13 protein-coding genes and 1 pseudogene are annotated in these 19,165 nt (G+C 46.2%); 4 read left to right on the top strand and 10 right to left on the bottom strand.

All coding sequences use genetic code 11. The features are described from left to right. Nucleotides 1–508 precede the first annotated feature (508 nt). Together QUB04_RS02390 and QUB04_RS32465 are read right to left on the bottom strand one after the other, a co-directional pair. Nucleotides 509–1,516 carry a zinc-dependent alcohol dehydrogenase family protein gene (locus QUB04_RS02390; RefSeq protein WP_333280525.1) on the bottom strand — a complete coding sequence of 336 codons (1,008 nt, stop codon included), beginning with the start codon at nucleotides 1,514–1,516 and terminating at the stop codon, nucleotides 509–511. A 137-nt stretch (nucleotides 1,517–1,653) separates the two neighbouring features. Then, nucleotides 1,654–1,785, bottom strand: coding sequence for a ribbon-helix-helix protein, CopG family (locus QUB04_RS32465; RefSeq protein WP_445243008.1), 132 nt, complete (start codon nucleotides 1,783–1,785; stop codon nucleotides 1,654–1,656). Between the two features lie 37 nt (nucleotides 1,786–1,822). Here QUB04_RS32465 and QUB04_RS02385 point away from each other — a divergent pair, with 37 nt between their 5' ends. Continuing rightward, complete coding sequence (locus tag QUB04_RS02385; protein ID WP_333054402.1) at nucleotides 1,823–2,965, top strand: transposase; 1,143 nt, start codon at nucleotides 1,823–1,825, stop codon at nucleotides 2,963–2,965. 123 nt (nucleotides 2,966–3,088) lie between these two features. After that, nucleotides 3,089–6,631, top strand: a complete 3,543-nt coding sequence (locus tag QUB04_RS02380) for an EAL domain-containing protein (protein WP_333280514.1) — start codon at nucleotides 3,089–3,091, stop codon at nucleotides 6,629–6,631. 169 nt (nucleotides 6,632–6,800) lie between these two features. Here QUB04_RS02380 and ilvN read toward each other — a convergent pair whose 3' ends face one another. The 5 genes and pseudogenes from ilvN to QUB04_RS02355 all read right to left on the bottom strand — a co-directional run bounded on the left by ilvN (nucleotide 6,801) and on the right by QUB04_RS02355 (nucleotide 9,727). Further along, nucleotides 6,801–7,319 (bottom strand): acetolactate synthase small subunit, encoded by a 519-nt coding sequence (gene ilvN / locus QUB04_RS02375; RefSeq protein WP_041622928.1) that lies wholly within the window; start codon nucleotides 7,317–7,319, stop codon nucleotides 6,801–6,803. 274 nt (nucleotides 7,320–7,593) lie between these two features. After that, nucleotides 7,594–7,680 (bottom strand): annotated as a pseudogene (locus QUB04_RS02370) (carbon-nitrogen hydrolase family protein); the annotation flags it as partial. 19 nt (nucleotides 7,681–7,699) lie between these two features. Then, nucleotides 7,700–8,512: a carbon-nitrogen hydrolase family protein gene (locus QUB04_RS02365; protein ID WP_333280512.1), complete on the bottom strand. Its 813-nt coding sequence runs from the start codon at nucleotides 8,510–8,512 to the stop codon at nucleotides 7,700–7,702. Nucleotides 8,513–8,990: 478 nt separating this feature from the next. After that, entirely contained in the window at nucleotides 8,991–9,119 is a 129-nt protein-coding gene (gene psaJ / locus QUB04_RS02360) for a photosystem I reaction center subunit IX (protein ID WP_106151078.1), read from the bottom strand. Nucleotides 9,120–9,238: 119 nt separating this feature from the next. Next, nucleotides 9,239–9,727 (bottom strand): Photosystem I reaction center subunit III, encoded by a 489-nt coding sequence (locus tag QUB04_RS02355; protein WP_333138816.1) that lies wholly within the window; start codon nucleotides 9,725–9,727, stop codon nucleotides 9,239–9,241. A 330-nt stretch (nucleotides 9,728–10,057) separates the two neighbouring features. Between QUB04_RS02355 and tsaD the strand changes: the two genes are divergently transcribed. Further along, complete coding sequence (gene tsaD, locus QUB04_RS02350) at nucleotides 10,058–11,131, top strand: tRNA (adenosine(37)-N6)-threonylcarbamoyltransferase complex transferase subunit TsaD (protein ID WP_333280510.1); 1,074 nt, start codon at nucleotides 10,058–10,060, stop codon at nucleotides 11,129–11,131. Between the two features lie 81 nt (nucleotides 11,132–11,212). Next, entirely contained in the window at nucleotides 11,213–11,704 is a 492-nt protein-coding gene (locus QUB04_RS02345; protein ID WP_333280508.1) for an N-acetyltransferase family protein, read from the top strand. A 287-nt stretch (nucleotides 11,705–11,991) separates the two neighbouring features. Here QUB04_RS02345 and QUB04_RS02340 read toward each other — a convergent pair whose 3' ends face one another. The 3 genes from QUB04_RS02340 to QUB04_RS02330 form a co-directional block, all read right to left on the bottom strand. Beyond that, the gene (locus tag QUB04_RS02340) at nucleotides 11,992–12,732 is read right to left on the bottom strand and encodes an HAD family hydrolase (RefSeq protein ID WP_333280506.1); all 741 of its coding nucleotides are present in this window, start codon (nucleotides 12,730–12,732) and stop codon (nucleotides 11,992–11,994) included. Between the two features lie 357 nt (nucleotides 12,733–13,089). Continuing rightward, nucleotides 13,090–17,304, bottom strand: a complete 4,215-nt coding sequence (locus QUB04_RS02335) for a chemotaxis protein CheB (RefSeq protein WP_333280504.1) — start codon at nucleotides 17,302–17,304, stop codon at nucleotides 13,090–13,092. Between the two features lie 237 nt (nucleotides 17,305–17,541). After that, nucleotides 17,542–18,951, bottom strand: coding sequence for an adenylate/guanylate cyclase domain-containing protein (locus QUB04_RS02330; protein WP_333280502.1), 1,410 nt, complete (start codon nucleotides 18,949–18,951; stop codon nucleotides 17,542–17,544). Nucleotides 18,952–19,165 lie beyond the last annotated feature (214 nt).

Genomic DNA, 19,165 nt, shown 5'->3' with positions numbered 1-19,165 from the left:
AAATTGGAATTAGGAGTCAGGAGTCAGGAGCCAGGAGAAAAGAGTCAGAAGGAAGAAGAAAGAAGTGTTTTTGCAAAGATGAGATGCTCCAGAAACGGAAGAGACAGATGAATCATTCCGAATAGGAATTAGGAGTCAGGAGTCAGGAGCCAGGAGAAAAGAGTCAGAAGGAAGAAGAAAGAAGTGTTTTTGCAAAGATGAGATGCTCCAGAAACGGAAGAGACAGATGAATCATTCCGATGCCAACGGATTTGATAGAAAACAAAGATTCACCTTGGTCGTTGAATTAGCCATAGTTCTCTCAAAATTATTAACGAGGATTTTGCACTTTTCTATCCAAGAATTTCATATCATGTCCGCTCGATTAACCATAATATCCCGGTCGGGCGAGTTTTTGAGATTGTCAATTATTGGCAGGTATTATTGGTGAACTCGCACCTAAAAAAATCGCGGTTCCTCGACCGGACATGATATCAGTTGTGAATTTCTTATTTAAGCAGCCGCAATTTTAACCACCCGCAATTTCAAGCACTATTTTACCGGTTACTGAGCCTGTTTCTAACAGTTCGTGAGCGGCTTGCGCTTCTTCGAGAGGGAAAGTTTTGCTGACGTGAATTTTTAGCAAGTTGCGATCGCACAAACGAGCACACTTCTGCAAAATATGAGCCTGCTGTTCCTGTTCTTCCACCAAACCTTCCAGCATCGGTGTCAACATTAATTCCAGACTAATTCTCAGATTCCGCATTCTCGCTGTTTTCAAATTGCCCAAAGCCGGATCGGGTTCCAAAATTGTTACCAAATCTCCATAAAATCGAACAGCCGGAATAGTTTGGTAAAAAGTTTCTCCCCCGACTGTATCGAAAGCCAAATCAACTCCTTGTCCTTGAGTCCAAGTCAAAACCTCATCGACAACATTGGTATTTTTGTATAAAATAACTGAATCTGCACCTAGGTGCTTGACAAAATTGGCTTTTTCCTCAGAACTAACAGTCGTGCAAACCTCTGCACCCTGCAATTTTGCCAACTGTACCGCGACGTGGCCGACACCGCCGGCACCAGCTTGAACCAGGACTTTTTGACCGGCTTGCAAGCGCCCTCGATCGTACAGCGATTCCCAAGCTGTAATTAAAACTAACGGTGCCGCCGCCGCCTCAGCAAAACTTAAAGCAGCAGGCTTGAGGGCGAGAAAACGTTCGTCTACAACGGCAAACTCGGCATAAGTACCGATCGACCCGCCCAAACCGCCATTGCAGAAAAAAACCTCGTCTCCCACTTGGAAACTTTGCACACCTGCACCGACAGCCTCTACGACTCCGGCACCGTCGCACCCCAAAACGTGAGGAGTTTTCTCGGGGTAAAAAGTGCCGCGCGATCGCAACTTAGTATCTATCGGATTGATACCTGCCGCTCGCAACCGTACCAAAACTTCAGTTTCTGTTTGTATAGTAGGGGCGGGGATATCTTGCAGTTTCAATACGGACGGGCTTCCGGGCGTTTCAAAAACGATTGCTTTCATCAGGGATATTAACTCTCTTGTCGCTTTCACCTGCAATCCTACCTTGTATGCGTTACTCATTCATGACCAAGAAACTGGGATACAAGCCCCGTCACTTCGGCGGAGTTTATCCGCCGAAGGGCTCAGTACATCGCCTTCTAGGACGGCTTTATCTTTATTTTCCTAATAAGCTCCCTGAATACATCGTTTTGCGTTCTATTCGTAAGCTTGCAATATTCCGCAAGTTTCTCATATTCTTCATCAGAACATCTAATAGTTAACTTTTTCATGCCGTCAATATGCCGTCAGTTATGCTAAGATAATAACATGAAAGCAAGATACCAGTACCGATTCTACCCAACCGACCAACAGCAACAGAGCTTAGCTCAGTTGTTTGGTTGTGTGCGAGTAGTGTGGAACGATGCTCTAGCGCTGTGCAAGCAATCAGAGAAAAAGCCCAAATCCGCAGAGCTTCAGAAAATAGTAATTACTCAGGCAAAGCAGACAATCGAAAGAGCTTGGTTGGGGGAAGTGTCAAACATTCCACTACAGCAGTCTGTAGCCGATTTAGAGACAGCATTTAAGAACTTTTTCGACTCCTGTAAGGGCAAGAGAAAGGGACGCAAGGTTGGTTATCCTAAGTTCAAAAAAAGGACTAGCAGCCAGTCGGCAAGACTTACTCGCGGTGGTTTTTCTTTTAAAGGCAATGGTGTCTATTTAGCCAAAATAGGAATCGTCAACCCTATATGGTCTAGGAAATTGCCGTCTAAACCTAGCTCTGTCACAGTAATCAAAGACTGTGCAAACCGCTATTTTTTGAGTTTTGTTGTAGAGCTTGGGCCAATTCAAATTGAGGCTAAGAGTCCAAGTATCGGAATTGACTTAGGGATTAAAACTTTTGCAGTAATGAGTAAGGGTGAAAAAGCTAAAAGTCCCAGTTATAAAAAGTTAGACCGAAAAGTTCGCCAACTCCAGCGCAAAGAGGCCCGTCAGCCCAAAGATTCTAAAAGAAGAAATGTAACTCGAATTAAAATTGCTAAACTACATAATCGCATTGCCGATACCCGTAAAGATTTCCTACACAAACTGTCAACCAAAATAGTCAACGAAAACCAAGTGATTATTCTGGAAGATTTGAACGTGTCAGGAATGCTAAAGAATCGGAAACTTTCAAGGGCAATTAGTCAGCAAGGATGGAGGGAGTTTAGAACTCTCTGTGAAGCCAAATCCGAAAAGTTTGGCAGAGAGTTTCAAGTAATTAGCAGGTGGGAACCTACCAGTCAAGTTTGTGCGGACTGTGGCTTTAAATGGGGTAAAATCGATTTGTCTATTCGTTCAGTGCTTTGCCTGAGTTGTGGTACTGAGCAAGACAGAGATAAAAACGCTTCTAGGAATATAGAACAAGTCGGGATGGGGAATCGCCACGACTCTAAACGGACGCAGAGGGATTGTCAGACTAGCAACGGTTAGCAGAACCCTGTGAAGCGTCAAGAATCACCGCACCTGATAGTCGGTGAGTATTTCAAGATACTTAGTTATTTTTAAATAGATTGGCTTCAGATAACTACAACAATTTTCGAGCGGTGTTAATCGATGTTCGATCTAAATTTATTTTTTTACTTTGAGATTTTTGCATATCTTCTGGGATTATCGGCGATTTTAGCCTTGGCGTCCGCGATTTATCTTAAGTGGCAGCCAATGCCCCCCCGTCTGCCGCCGGCCGAAGAGCAACGGCAGTTGCCACAATTAAACGATGATTTATCTGCCGGATTGAAAATGCGGAAAAACTTTGTGATTTTTCCCAACTCAAATCGGTTGCCGGCAACTGACAGCTTCTTGGGTAAAGTTTTAGGTATGGGCCCCGCTGTATTCTTTGCCAAGCAACAGCGCCTAAGTGTGAATTCTTCGCCTATTGTGGGGCCTGGAACCAGCAAAACCCTAAGTCTGAGCATTTCGGGTTCGATGGGGGAAAATCCCGATCGCCCGAATGCCGAGAATCTTCCCAAAGTTAATGGTTTCGCGCAATTAGAGGAAGATTTGCTGGGCGAAATCCTAGCAGGTACTGATTCGCCGGGGGGAGCAGAATTCTTTGATGCCTTAGTTTGCCACTTAGCCTCAGCACTCGGAGTTCGCACCGCCGTCGCTGCCAAATCGATTAAGTCGAAGGCTCGCACCGATGCTGGTGCTGATAGATTGCAACTTATCAGTTTTTGGAGCGACGGACAGCAGCAGCCAAACTTTGAGTGGGACACCGCCAATACTCCCGAAGCGCGGGTGCTGGAGGAGGGAATGTATTCCTGTCCAGACAACCTCTGCGAAACCTTTCCAGAAGACCGCAGACCGGTAGTTACAGGTGCGCGCAGTTTCCTGGGAGTCTTGCTGAAAAACTCTTACGGCGAACCTTTAGGCATTATTTGTATTTTCCACGATCGACCCCTGGTGGAAGCACATCTTGCCAAATTCCGATTAATTCTCAATATCTTTGCCGGACGGGCAGCCGCCGAATTAGAGCGGCAGCGCCTAGAAGCAGCACTGTCTACTGTAGAAGCGAAATACTGCGCCCTGGTAGAACAAATGCCCGCTGTCACCTACATTTCTCCCCTCAACCGCAAGGCTGCCAAACTTTACATCAGCCCGCAAATCGAGACTTTTCTAGGTTATTCTGTAGCTGAATGGAGAGCCGATCCCGACCTGTGGCTGAAACTCGTTCACCCAGAAGACCGTGACCGCGTGTTAGTGGAAAACGCCACACAGAAATTCAGCGAGGGAGAAGATATCTTCTGCGAGGGGTCGCTGGTTTCAGAATACCGCGCGATCGCCCGCAACGGCCGAGTCGTCTGGTTCCGCGATCAAGCGACCGCAGTTCGCGATGAAGCAAGCAAGTCTGTTATCCTTCAAGGCGCAATGTTTGATATCACGGAGACTAAAGTAGCTGCCAGCGCGCTGCTAGAAAGCGAATACCGCTATTACACCTTGGCAAAAATACTGCCTGTCGGGATTTTCCGCGCCGACGCTGCTGGAGATTGCTTGTACGTCAATGAGCGATTTTTGGAGATGGCGGGACTGACTGCGCCAAAGGCACTAGGCGAAGGTTGGGCGCAAAGTTTGCATCCCGAAGACCGCGAGCGTGTTTTGAGCCAGTGGTATCGCGCTGTCACAGACAAGTTGCCCTGTAAGTTAGAGTACCGCTTTTGCAACGGTGACTTCACAACCTGGGTATTTTGGCAAGCAGTGCCAGAAATTACCCAAGGCGGGGAAGTTCTAGGCTATCTCGGCACGTTGACCGATATCACCGATCGCAAGCAGGCAGAATTCGCGCTGCAACAGGCGGAAGAGAAATACCGCAGCATCTTTGAAAATGCGATCGAAGGCATTTTCCAAACAACGCCCGACGGACGCTACCTCAGCGCTAACCCTGCTTTGGCGAGAATTTACGGCTACGAGTCGGCCGCCGAATTGATCGCGAATATCCAAGACATAGACCGCCAACTTTACCTCGATCCCATCCGCCGCGTCGAGTTTTTGCGCGCGATCGAAAAACAGGGTTTTGTGTCTGAGTTCGAGTCCCAAGTTTACCGCGCTGACGGCACTACTATCTGGGTTTCCGAGAACGGCCGCGCAGTTCGCGATCCTGACGGAAATTTACTTTACTACGAAGGCACTGTCGAAGATATTACCCTCCGCAAAATAGCAGAAGATAAGTTAGTACACGATGCTTTGCACGATATGCTAACCGGTTTGCCCAACCGATCTTTATTTATGGATCGCTTGGGGCACGCGATCGATCTTTCAAAACGCCGCCCCGAGATTTTGTTTGCGGTGCTGTTTATCGATCTCGATCGCTTTAAGGTTGTTAACGACAGTTTGGGGCATTTAGTGGGCGATCGGTTGCTGATCGCGATCGCGCAGCGCCTGGGAATCTGTTTGCGCGCTGGAGATACCGTTGCCCGTCTCGGCGGCGACGAATTCGCTATTTTGCTGGAAAATATCAAAAGCACCGAGGATGCGATCCAGATTGCCGAACGAGTGCAAGCGGAACTGGCAGAGCCTTTTTACCTTAACGAGTATCAAGTTTTTACCAGTGCTAGCATTGGGATTGTTTGTTCTGGTTTTCCTCCGTATCAAAGGGAAACCAGCAAACTGTCGAGCCCCGAAAATCTCGGAAATATCGATCGGGAAAGTTCTTTGTCTTGCTTATCTTCTGACTCTCCTGTTCCCAATGCCCCGTTGTCCATATTGTACGATCGGCCTGAAGAACTGCTCCGAGATGCAGATGCTGCCATGTATCATGCTAAGGGATTGGGCAAAGCTCGCCACGAAGTTTTTGACTTAAGTATGCACACTCGCGCCGTCGCCCTTTTGCAACTGGAAAACGACCTGCGACGCGCTTTAGACTCCCAGGAATTTCAGCTTTACTATCAGCCCATCGTCTCTCTAGTTACTGGTAGAATCAGCGGTTTTGAAGCGCTGATACGGTGGTATCACCCGCAGCGGGGTGTCGTATCTCCTGGCGAGTTTATTTTAGTAGCCGAAGAAACTAGATTGATTATACCTATGGGCTGGTGGATGATGCGATCGGCTTGTCGTCAGATCCACGAGTGGCACCAAAAATTCCCAACAAATCCGCCGTTGACTGTCAGCGTCAACCTTTCTAACCAACAATTTAAACAACCGGATTTAATCGATCGCATTCGTGAAATTTTACAAGAAACTCAGCTTGACCCCCGCACTTTAAAGGTAGAAATTACTGAAGGTGTCATCATGGAGAATGCGGAATCAGCAGTCGCTATCCTCGCGGAATTGAAAAATTTAGAAATTCAATTATATATTGACGATTTCGGCACGGGCTATTCTTCTTTGAGCCGCCTGCACACTTTTCCAACTGATGCTTTAAAAATCGATCGAGCTTTTGTCAGCCGCATGACTGAAGATGAAGGCAACGAAGCGATTGTACAGACTATTTTAATTTTAGCCAGTCATTTAGGTATGGATGTAATTGCTGAAGGAATCGAAACCATCGAACAGCTTAATTTACTCAGAGCGCTGCAATGCGAATACGGACAAGGATACTTTTTCTCAAAGCCGATAGACAGCATTGCAGCCACACTTTTGATAGAAAGTCAACCTAAATGGTAATTAGTCAGGAGTCATTAGTCATTGGGAATTGCTAATTAGGAATCGGGAATTGGAACTTGGAAATTGGAAATTAGAAATTAGCAATTGGAAGTTAAAACCTTCTTCCTTCTTCCTTCTTCCTTCTTCCTTCTTCCTTCTTCCTTCTTCCTTCTTCCTTCTTCCTTCTTCCTTAAACTTTCGCTTCCAAAGACTTGAGAAACTCAGTATTTACCCCCGACTCCCGCGTCAGGGCAATTTTCCCAGTACGAGCAATTTCCTTAATCCCAAATCTATTCAGAACCTGGACGATCGCCACCATTTTACCGGGATCTCCGACAACTTCCAATGTCAGCGTATCATCACCAATATCCACCACTCGCGCTCTAAAAATTTGAGCTAACTCAATTATCTCCGATCGCGTCCCGCTAGCAGCATTAACTTTCAGCAACATCAACTCCCGTTCCACACAGGGAATTTCCGTTATATCCTGAACTTTAAGCACGTTAATCAACTTGTACAGTTGCTTTGTCAACTGTTCGATAATTTGGTCATCTCCGGGTACAACCATCGTAATCCGAGACACTCCCCCTTGTTCCGCCGGGCCAACGGCGAGACTTTCAATATTAAAACCCCGACGGGCAAACAAACCAGCAATTCGAGTGAGGACACCCGCTTCATCTTCAACTAAAACCGAAAGAGTGTGTTTCATTTCTTCAAAAAAGACGCATTTCGTGCAATTCTACTTTCGCCAATTCGCCTTTTAGCAGAAGTGCACGGTCATTGAACCTTCATTAAACAATATGTTTGGCTCAAAATTCTTCAGGTGTTGTCCCTGACGGGGACTGAATTTTTGAGACCAATTGGTCTCAAAATTCCTTCAGAGAAAAAGCCGGTGTTGCAGTGAGGGCATCTGGTGGCGGACTTGTTCTAGTCGATCGGGATTAATTTCCGAATTTTTGAGACCAATTAATCTCAAAATTCCTTCAAAGAAAAACCCGGTGTTGCAGTGAGGGCATCTGGCGACGGACTTGTTCTAGTCGATCGGGATTAATTTCCGAATTTTTGAGACCAATTGGTCTCAAAATTCCTTCAAAGAAAAACCCGGTGTTGCAGCGACGGCATTTGGCGGCGGACTTGTTCTAGTCGATCGGGATTAATTTCTGCAATTGCCACACCCGGTTCCTCTCCAGCATCCGCCAAAATGGCACCCCAAGGGTCTATAATCATCGCGTGACCGTGTGTTTGACGGCGGCCGTAGTGGTGTCCAGTCTGTGCCGGGGCGATCGTATAACAAGTATTCTCGATCGCCCTAGCTTGCAACAAAACCTTCCAGTGATCCTTGCCAGTGTAAGCGGTAAACGCCGCCGGCACGAACAAAATATCAGCCCCCTTGTACGACAAATGCCTGTACACCTCCGGGAACCGCACGTCATAGCACACCGAAAGTCCCAGGGTGCCCAAATCCGGTGACACATAAACAGGCGGCAAATCTTCACCAGCTTTCACAGTGTTCGATTCCCTGTAAGTAATGCCGTCTGGCACATTCACATCGAACAAATGTACTTTTCTGTACCTTGCCACTTCAGTGCCGTTTGGGTCTACCAGCAAACAAGTATTGTATACCTTCCCCCCCTCCGTCGGCACTGGAAATCCGCCGCCCAGAATCGTTACCTGGAACCGTTGGGCCATCGTTTTGAGGAATTTTTCGCTTTGGAGCCCGATCGCCTCTGCTGAAGCAATCTTTTCCTCCTCTTCTCCCATAAACGAGAAATTTTCTGGTAAGGAAACTAACTCCGCACCCCGACGCACTGCCAGGTCGATTAATTCCTCTGCCTGAACCAAATTTTTTTGCAGGTCAGGCAAGCTAGTCATTTGAATTGCTGCGGCGAGATAAGACTTCATCGATTCCAAATATTAGTCATTAGTCAGTAGTCAGTAGTCAGTAGTCAGTAGTCAGTAGTCAGTAGTCAGTAGTCATTAGTCATTAGTCATTAGCCCTTAGTCAGTAGTCATTAGTCATTAGTCAGTAGTCATTAGTCAGTAGTCATTAGTCAGTAGTCATTAGTCATTAGTGATTAGTCATTAGTGATTAGTCATTAGTCATTAGTGATTAGTCATTAGTCATTAGTCATCAGTCATTAGTCATTGGCAACTAATTTGAGCACTAAATAGTTGAAATTCTGGGGGTTTTTTCCCATTTATGCGCTGGTCTTGCGCCAACTTTTACGGTTTGAGAGCTTTGATGTTTGAGCTTTAAATTAACCTGTAACTCATCACTCAAAACTCAAAACTCTCAACTTTTTCTTCCACCGTCAACCGTCAACCGTCAACCGTCAACCGTCAACATTCATAGGTTTTGCAACCTAATTTCCCTCAAATCTTAAGGCATTGGATGGAAAAGCAGGTCGGGGAAAAAGCGGTTAAATTCAATTAAAGCCGCGCCTTGAATAGAGAGCCAAAGGATAGCCAATACTGGGGCGGTCGAAAGAAACTTGACAAAATATTGCATGATTTCTGCTCCTGAAAATTCGAGACAGTTGGTAATTGCCGATCGGTCTAGCGCGCTAATTGCTAATTTCTAGTTAATTACTTAACTGTTAGCTATTAGCTCTTCTCCATTTCCCAATTTTAGCGGGGGGAAACAGTAATTTCGTCGTCCTTGGCAAACATTTCACCGCTGGTGATTGATGTGAGAGCTGCCAGAGGCCATAAAACGCCGCTCAGCATACATTTGATTGCCAAAGGAACGTCGATAATAATCTCTTTTTCCTCTGGGGTTGCTGATTTTTTGGTAACTTGCAGATAAGAACGGCCTACCCAACCAATCCAACCAGCCATATACAAGAACAGTATGCTAGGAATCAAAAAGTCCCCTGCTTTGCTCAAGTTGCCGTCTACGATTAAGTGCGGGTATCCTTCCGGGCCGCACATAGCTTGAGAATAGCGATCGAACCGCGCTTTCGCAGATGCGGGGTCGCCATTGGTAGAACGTGCATTTTTAGCCAGTTCCTTGAATTCGGGAGAGTCTTTGCACGGCACTAAATTGTAAGCCGAAGCAACTGGAGCAAAACTGATCCAGACACTCAACACTAAAATTGCAGCAAACAATCGTCGCATGGAATTGTTTCCTTTTGTTACAAAACAATAAGTTTTTGTACAAGCATTTCAACTTGCCGATCTGGAATCCAGATTACCGTGTTTGTTGACAGTGTAAAGTATCCATCATTGATGCGGCAAAGCCCAATAGAATGAGGGATTCCCGTTTTCATAGGTCAATGCTGAGCTAGCAATACCGCGAGGATATTCCTTCATTGCATCCGATGATGGCCTTAGCTGTCGATCGGGCAAAAATCCCTTAACAATAACCTGAGTACAGGTAGAGCGGGGGACTTGCGCCGAATTAGTTAAGCTAGCAATAACTAACCTATCAAATAAAATTAGCAGTTAATGGCAACCATTTTCGCAATCGAAACAAGTTGTGACGAAACAGCAGCAGCAATTGTTAAGAATCGTCAAGTTTGCAGCAATGTTGTAGCATCGCAAATTAAAATCCACGAGCAGTATGGCGGGGTAGTACCGGAAGTGGCTTCGCGGAGTCACCTAGAAATGCTCAATCAGGTAATTGCCCAGTGTCTCGGTGAAGCAAACCTGAGTTGGTCAGAAATTGACGGCATTGCAGCGACTTGTGCCCCCGGTTTAGTAGGTGCATTGTTAGTCGGGCTGACAGCGGCCAAAAGCTTGGCAATAGTCCATCAAAAACCTTTTTTAGGCGTCCACCACCTCGAAGGGCACATCTACGCTTCTTACCTTACCGAACCCGACTTGCAGCCACCGTTTTTGTGTTTGTTAGTTTCCGGGGGACACACTAGCTTCATTTACGTCAAAGATTGCGGCGTTTATGAAACTGTAGGACAAACACGCGACGACGCCGCCGGCGAAGCTTTTGATAAAGTCGCGAGACTGTTGCAGCTAGGATATCCCGGCGGGCCACTGATTGACAAATTGGCCGCCCTTGGCAATCCCCAAGCATACCCCCTACCAGAAGGCAGAATTTCCTTGCCTGGTGGCGGCTACCATCCTTACGACAGTAGTTTTAGCGGGTTAAAAACAGCAGTTTTGCAATTAGTGCAGAAACTCAAGAAACAAAATAACAATGTGGGTGCGGAAGGCATCTTGCCTGCCTCTACAATTAATGATATTGCGGCCAGCTTTCAGGAAACTGTAGCTAAGGGTTTAACAAAAAGAGCGATCGACTGTGCGGTAAATTTCGGGCTTACCACTATTGTAGTCGGCGGGGGAGTTGCAGCAAACAGCGGACTCCGAAAACACTTACAAGCAGCAGCAGCAAAACACAACTTGCGGGTATTGTTTCCGCCCTTAAAATATTGTACAGACAACGCAGCAATGATTGGCTGTGCAGCGGCAGAACACTTGCAGCGAGGACACACATCACCGCTGACTTTGGGAGCAAATTCAAGAATGGCTGTCAGCGATATTATGGAACTGTACAACAGTCATTAGTCATTAGTCATTAGTCATTAGTCATTAGTCATTAGTCAACAGTCAACAGTCAACAGCCAACAGTCAACAGTCAACCCAACGATGAAAATCCGCGACGCAGAAGAAAGCGATTTGCCAGCAATTGTTCAAATATACAACGCAGCAATACCGGGCAGAATGGCCACAGCAGATTTAAAACCAGTCTCAGTCGAAAGCCGCCTCCCGTGGTACAGAGAACACTCCTCCCATTCCTGGCCGATTTGGGTAATGGAATCCGAACAAAATATTGTTGGCTGGCTGAGTTTGCAGATTTTCTACGGACGCGCCGCCTATCAGCATACAGCAGAAGTTAGCATCTACGTCGCACCCGATCGCCAACGCTGCGGAATCGGACAAAAATTATTGCAATCGGCAATTGTGCGGAGTCCAGAATTGAAGCTTAAAACTCTCATTGGAATAATTTTTGCTCACAATCAGCCGAGTGTAAGATTGTTTGAAAAATTTGGCTTTCAGCGCTGGGGATATCTGCCACAAGTTGCCGAACTTGACGGCCTTGAAAGAGATGTCGTAATTCTGGGTTTGCGTTGTTTGTAGGGAAACGGCAATGCTTTTTATCGTGTTAACTTAAGATTAAAAACCTTTTTATCTCTCGCTTATAGCAGAGGCCAGATCCCCCTAAATCCCCCTTAAGAAGGGGGACTTTGAATGCTCTTTCTTGTCCCCCCTTCTTAACGGGAGGAAAGAGAAGACTCTTCCCCGTTAAAAAGGGAGACTTAAAACACTCTTGTCCCCCCCTTTTTAAGGGGGGTTAGGGGGGATCTGGCCTGGGCTACAAGCGAGATTTTCCCAAGCAAAATCGGCCCAGGCGATCTGATGTTTGCTCAATCTGCTAAAATTGTAATTTCATCCAAAGATGCGATCGCCACATCAGCATTTTCCAAATGACTAACCTCGGCCTTTCCCCAACAAATCCCGATACAGCCAGCCGCGCCCGCATTTTTACCCATCTGAATATCGCCCGCTGAATCTCCCACCATCAAAGTTGCTGCGGGATTTACTCCGAGTTTCTCACAAGCTTGCAAAAACAATTTCGGATCTGGTTTATGAACCGTTGAATCAACTCCCATTTCTAACTGAATCCACTCGGCTAATGCGTGGTGTTTCACAAACTTCTGCACAACCTCCGTCGTAGCAGCCGAAAGAATTCCTAGTTTTAAACCCGCTTCCGAAAGATATTTCAGCACTTCCAAACTGCCGACAAATAAAGGAGAAACAGCACTATTTTTAAACATTTCGTCAGCTTCGTCAAAAGCGCGGCGCGCAATAGTTAAAGATTCCAGCCATCCCCTGCCGGTTTCGGCGATGTATCCCGCCGCCACAATCTCATTTTCCCTGCGGCTACCGACAGCTAGCAAACCCGTGGGGTCGATGCTGCCAGCTTCGATGCCGAAAGCCATTTGTAAAGGCTCTCCAACGCCCGGAATTTGAGCGTCTGCGAGGCGCGCTCGCTTCATCCCCAACAATCTCAAAAATTCTTGAGAATCCTCTAGAGTGCCGTCTTTGTCAAAGATTACGGCTTGGATGTTCGAGAAGGTAATGCCCCGACATTTAATAGTTACCAAGAATCTGAACTCCGTAATATTTATATTTTTTTCTATCTTCCCATATTGCGCTATTTTTGGCAATTGTTAATTGCCCACGCTCGTTGTGATCCTAGAAAATCATGTTCCCACATTAGACATCTCCAATAATCATTGTGGAACAGGCATCTTGCCTGTTCAAAATGCCATACTTCGGAGCGCGAATTTGATATCATTCCGGCGCAGCGGGAATTGATATCATGTTCAACATTAGACATCTCCAATAATCATTGTGGAACAGGCATCTTGCCTGTTCAAAACAGGCTTGTCTGGAGCTGACTATTGTTGTGTTCCTACAAAATTAGGACACAACATTGTTGTGTCCCTACAATCAATAAACTAAAATCTTCCTACTAAATCAGCCACCATTAATCCTAGTACAACCGGCTTGATAGGCTTAACCATATGCCTTTGAAAACCAGCTTCGATCGCCCTTTCGCGTTCTTTATCGCCCGCATAGGCAGTCAGCGCCGCGGCTGGGATTTCTCCTCCGGCTTCCGCAGCAAGAGCTCGCACTTCTCGAATTAAGAAATACCCATCTTCCTCTGGCATTCCGATATCGGAGATTAGCAAATCATATCTGCCGGGATTTTCAGTCAAAGCAGCGATCGCACTTCTGGCAGATGCAACTGCCAAAACCTCCGCCCCGTAGCCTTCAAGCACAAATTGTAAGAAGTCGCGCGTATCGATCTGATCATCTACGGCTAAAATGTGCAAGCCTTCTAGAGAGGGGACGCGATCGCTAGAGGCGTTTAAAGGCCCTACCAAAGCAGTTGACTTTAAATCGATCGCCGATGTCAACTCTGGAGGTAGCGATCGCAACGGCAATCTCACAGTCATTGTAGTTCCTTGTTCCTCACCCGGACTTTCGGCTTGCACCGTTCCCCCGTGCAATTCAACCAGGTGACGCACGATCGATAAACCCAATCCCAGCCCTTGATTTGCCTTAACGCTGCTGGAATCGCCTTGATGGAAACGATCGAAAATATACGGCAAAAATTGTGCCCCAATGCCTTTTCCCGTATCGCTGACTCGAAGTTGAGCATGATTCTCGATCGTCGATAGCCTGATTTCCACTCGTCCCCCCGCCGGAGTAAACTTAATCGAATTAGACAGAAGATTCCACACAACTTGCTGCAAGCGATTGATATCCCCTAAAACAGTCGTAGAAATCAACTGCGAAACAATTTGAATGTTTTTTGCTTCGGCTGATAATTGAACCCCCTCCAGCGCAGCTTGCACCACTAACCGCAGATCGATCGGACAAATGCACAGTTGAAGCTTGCCACTCGTAATCCGGGAAATATCCAGGATATCTTCGATTAACTGAGATTGCGCTCTCGCGCTGCGCTCGATCACCTCTAAAGCCTTAGTAACGGCTGGTTCCTTCAGTTTCCCGGAACGCAGAATTTGTGCCCAGCCCAGGATCGGAGTCAAGGGATTGCGTAATTCGTGGGAGAGATTCGCGAGAAATTCATCTTTACTACGGTTGGCTGTTTCTGCCTGGTGGCGGGCCAACTGTTCATGCAGTAATAACTGCGATCGTACTGTCTCAAACTGCTTGCGCTCTGTGATATCCTCGATCGACAACAGAATCATTAAAGCTTGGTCTTCTCGTTCAAGTTTACAAGCATTCAGCAGCATGGTTTTCTGCCCGATCTGCTCAAACAGGTGATCCAACTCAAAGTTTTCAAGCTGAACATCACTAATCAGAATATCTTCCAGAATCCATCGCACTTGGGGGATATTCCACTGCCCGTTGCCTAGCTCAAACAGCGAAGATTTTGCTGTTTCTGACGGTGAAACCTGAAACATTTCATAGAACGATCGATTTGCTTTATTGACTCGGAAATCAGCATCTAGGACGACTAAAGGCGTTTGCACAGTTTCCACAATGGTTTCAGCATAATTGCGGGCCTCCTCCAAGGTTCTGGCACTGCGTTTAAGAGCATCAATATCGAGCAAAACCATCACCACACCGTCAATCTGGTTTTCCGTTGTCCGGTAAGGACGAATGCGGAGGTTGTACCAATATCCCGATAAAGTTTGAACTTCTTGTTCTTTCGTCTGGAGAGTATCAATCACCTCCAAAATCATCTGTTCCAAGTCAGGAACGTTCAGAGTTGAGCGGATGTCGCTAAAGGGTCGTCCAACATCTGTGGGAATCACACTAAAAATTTGCTGTGCCGTTGGCGTAAAACGTCGAATCTGTAAATCGTTTGTCAGCATTAAGATAGGGATATTGATACTGGAAAGCAAATTTATCAGATCGTTATTGACCAGGCTTTGTTCAATATTTCGGCTGCGAAGTTCATCGTTAGTGGTAGTGAGTTCCTCGTTGGTGGCTTGAATCTCTTCTTTGGCAGTTTCTAACTCCTCATTGGTGCTTTGCAACTCCTCGTTGCTTGATAGGATTTCTTCGTTCGCAACTTTGAGGTCTTGGTTGAGACTTTCCTGATCCTGGATCACCGCTTGCAGTTGGGCTTGAGCCGCAGTTTTTTCTTGGTTAGCTGCTGCAACTTGCTGCCTCAGCAGCTCAATTTCAGGATATAGATCAGCTTGATCTAAGCTTTCAGAAGTGAGGATGCTGAGGTTAAGCACCGTGGGTGAAGCCTCTTCAAATAGCACCAAAAAGTAGCGTCCTTCGACTGCCTGTGGCTGGAAGGGAATCACCTCAAAATTGACGATACTCGATCGTCCGCCCGATTCAAGCAAAACCCTTTCTTTCCTAATGGTTACGTTCTGCGTTTGTGCCTGATAAATCGCGGTGCGAAGCTCAACCAGCAAGCCTGCCCTTGCCATTGCCAGCAAGTTTAAGTCGGGCGTTCCGGCTACCACTCTCAAGTAAGGATCGATGTCTCCCCGCACTTGCAGGATTTTCATCTGCTCGTTGACAACCACACTGGCTGGGGCATATCGATTTAAAATCAGTTGGTCAGTTTCTTGTTGTAAATCCAAGCTATTCGTAAAATTGTCCTTCACTTCCTGCCGTTCACGTGCTTTAGCTACGGGATAGGAACTCGGCGTAAACGAAAAATTGGGACGAGTCGCAGTCAACTTTTTGGCATAAATTTTAGACTTTTTATCCACTGAAGTAAACAAGTAGGAAAATTCTCCGGTACTCTCAGAAGTGCCTAACAGGAGAAAGCCCGTTGGCTTAAGACTGTAATGGAAAATCGGCATCACTTTTTTTTGCAATGACTCTCCCAAGTAGATCAGCACATTGCGACAGCTAACTAAATCGATATTGGAAAAAGGCGGGTCGCTGCCTAAGTCTTGTCGGGCAAATACACAAAGTTCGCGGACTGCCTTGCTGATTCTATAGCTACCTCTTGCTTCGGCAATAAAGAAGCGAGTACGTCGTTCTAGTGAAACATCTACCATCTGGTTTTCTGAGTAGACGCCAGACCTCGCTTTGCCGATCGCCTGTTCGCCAATGTCCGTGGCAAAAATCTGGATCGGTGGCTGGATAACTTGATCGCTCAAAAACTCTAACAAGCAAATGGCGATCGAATAAACTTCTTCACCTGTCGAACATCCTGCCACCCAAATCCTAATCGGAGTTTCGGCCGATTTATTTTGGGTAATCGTGGGGAAAACCAGTTCTTTTAACTTTTCAAAGGCTTCGGGATCGCGGAAGAAACTGGTAACGTGGATCAGGATTTCTTCATACAGGGCTGTGACTTCAGCCGAATTGTGTCGAAGATGTTGGGCGTAATCATTCAAGCTTTCCAGCTTGTACAACACCATCCGTCGCTGGATGCGTCGAGAGATCGTGGTGGGTTTGTAGTGACTAAAATCAACGCCTGTGGTGGATTTTAACAGCGCAAAAATAGTTGTCAGGGCATCTCCCTGTTCGGGCGATTCCTCAACTTTTGTCATGGGAAGCGGGCCAGTGAGAAGGGGACTGCGACTATAGTTTGCCAGTTCCTCGGCAATTTTTTCCGGTGGCAGAACAAAATCGACATTGCCTGTCGCAACAGCGGTATTCGGCATACTATCGACTTTTGCTGTGTCTTGACATTGAGCAAAAGTCATGCCTCCGGCTGCTTTGATTGCCTTGAGCCCCAGCGAACCGTCTCCGTCTCCCCCGGATAAAACTACGGCGATTGCTTTGTGCCCGCGATCGATCGCCAATGAGGTAAAGAACGCATCTCCTGGCATATATTTGCCATAAATCTTCTCGCGAGGTGATAGTTGCAGCACGCCTTTACATAGCACCATCTTGGTGTTGGGCGGAATAACGTAGACTTGATTGGGCTCTACAGCTACGCCGTCTTTTACCTCATTAACAGGCATTTGCGTCGTTCTCGCGAGAATCTCGCTCAGCAGACTTTTGTGATTGGGCTCTAAATGCTGAATCAGCACAAACGCCATACCCGTATCAGTCGGTAAATGGCTCAGTAACCCCGTGAAGGCTGCCAAACCTCCTGCTGAGGCGGCAATCCCAACAATGGGGAAGGGGGCATCGGTTTCGGTTAATTGTTCGCAATCGAGGGCGGCTGGTGCGATCGATTCGAGTGTATTTTCTGGAGATAATTGAGGAGAAGTCATAATGTGAAGTCCTCGACTTCAGTTATTTAGGAGCCAACATATTTGGTAAGCGTGTGGCTAAGTAATTCGGACTATTTGTATCAAAGCCTACTTAAGTTATCGGCATTATGAAGCTCCCTTAAGCATGAGCTACACTGTGGGAGCCATGATCTGAGCGCTATCGAACAATTCTATATGCTGTTGGGGCGAGCACAACAAGAGGCTGGCAATAACCAAGTAGTATATCAGCTTTTGTACTTAGCTTTTTTCAGCGACAAGTGTAGCAGACAGCGGGATTACTGATTCAGTATTAATTCTAGCAGTATAAGCGACTTGTGCCCCTTGTATTCCTTTTAAATCTTCTACTCGTTTTTGAATTTCGGAGACTCCAGCAGCTTTTAATGCTGTTAAAAATGCTGCGTCGCTGTAAACCTCTTCGGAAAACGAAACTTCGTCACTTTTAGAAAGATTTTGAATCCGGGCGGCTTTGTTGACTGTGGAACCAAAATAGTCGATCGAATTATTAAGATTTACCAGCAAAGCCGTACCTCGGTGAATGCCAATCCTGACTTGAATCCACTCTTGCGGTTGGCGAGTTGAGTTATACTCTCTCAAACAGCCTACAGCACCAGCGACCGCCATAATTGCTTGTTCGTTGCTGATAAAAGAAGCCATGACAGCATCGCCGATAGTTTTAATGACTTTACCGCCAAATTTCTCGATCGACTCAAAGAAAATTTCAAAATGATCGCGCACAATATTGTAAGCTTTAGTATCTCCCAGTGTTTCGTACATTCTGGTAGAACCGGTAATATCAGTAAACATAATAGTAATCGCCCGAATCTTGACTCGCTCTCTTTCCGATATTACTTGATTGCCGAACAAACGCTTATAATCCGGGTGATGAAGTAGTTGCATTCCTGACAGCCGCAGGGGCAGTTGTTCTACTGTCAATTCATCGGGCAATTCATCGGAATGCAAAATCAGTCCCGACAAATTGTGTTCGGTATTAGTTAATTCGAGCTTAACTTTTCCCGGACGCACGGCCAGCTCTTTTTTATCAAAATCTGGGCCGGCTAACTGCTGGAGTTTAATTTCTTGTATCTCTTCTGTTTCTTCGCCTTCAACCTTTAAAATCCCTTTAGCTAAAGTCAGGGGACAGCAGTAGCGGTATCGACCTTCTTCTAAGCTAACTATCTCGGATTCGGTGCAGTAGAGAGGTGTCACCAGTTGCAGTTTGCTCTTGAGTACGGGAGGGGGAGCGCAGACGGGCCGCAGTTGCGGGTCTTCGATTTCTTTGTTTAGGGAAAAAGTAACTTCGACACGATCGAGCAAATCAATTTTAAACTCGCGCTCGCACATCGGGCAAAAAGACATTTCTGATGTGTCTGCCAAATCCTTAAATTCTTCTGTAATCATGTTGCAGTGGGGGCAGTGAATATCCCAGTGCAAGTCAAAGGCGCCGGCTATCACTCCGTGCAGAAATTCGGAAGTAATTTTTTTAACATTCTTGACTGTATCGCCTGCTACGTAGTAAGGATTAATTCTCAATCTCTGCAAAATGTGGGAACCGGTTAACCAGTTTTCGATTTGGTCGATGGTTCCTTTGCTCGAATTGGGACGTTTTTTTAGCTGTTCTAATTTTTCTTTTAATAGTTCGAGGTTCATAATCCACTTGCCTTTGAGCGTCAGGGCAAGAAATTTATAAGAATTTTGTTGTATAGCAACCCTAAATCATTCGCGTAATTATTGTAGGGGCAATCCCCCCGTGGTTGCCCCGATAGATAGGGGGTAGGCACGGGGAGTAGGGGTAGCACTACCCCTACAAATTTACATGAATGATTTAGGATTGCTATATAATTTGCTCGTCTGCTTGGTTCTG

Origin of the sequence: Microcoleus sp. D2_18a_B4, assembly GCF_036702475.1 — a bacterium.
Classification (GTDB): Bacteria; Cyanobacteriota; Cyanobacteriia; order Cyanobacteriales; family Microcoleaceae; genus Microcoleus.
The sequence above is the reverse complement of the archived record's forward strand: the minus strand, read 5'-3'. Positions and strand labels throughout refer to the sequence as shown.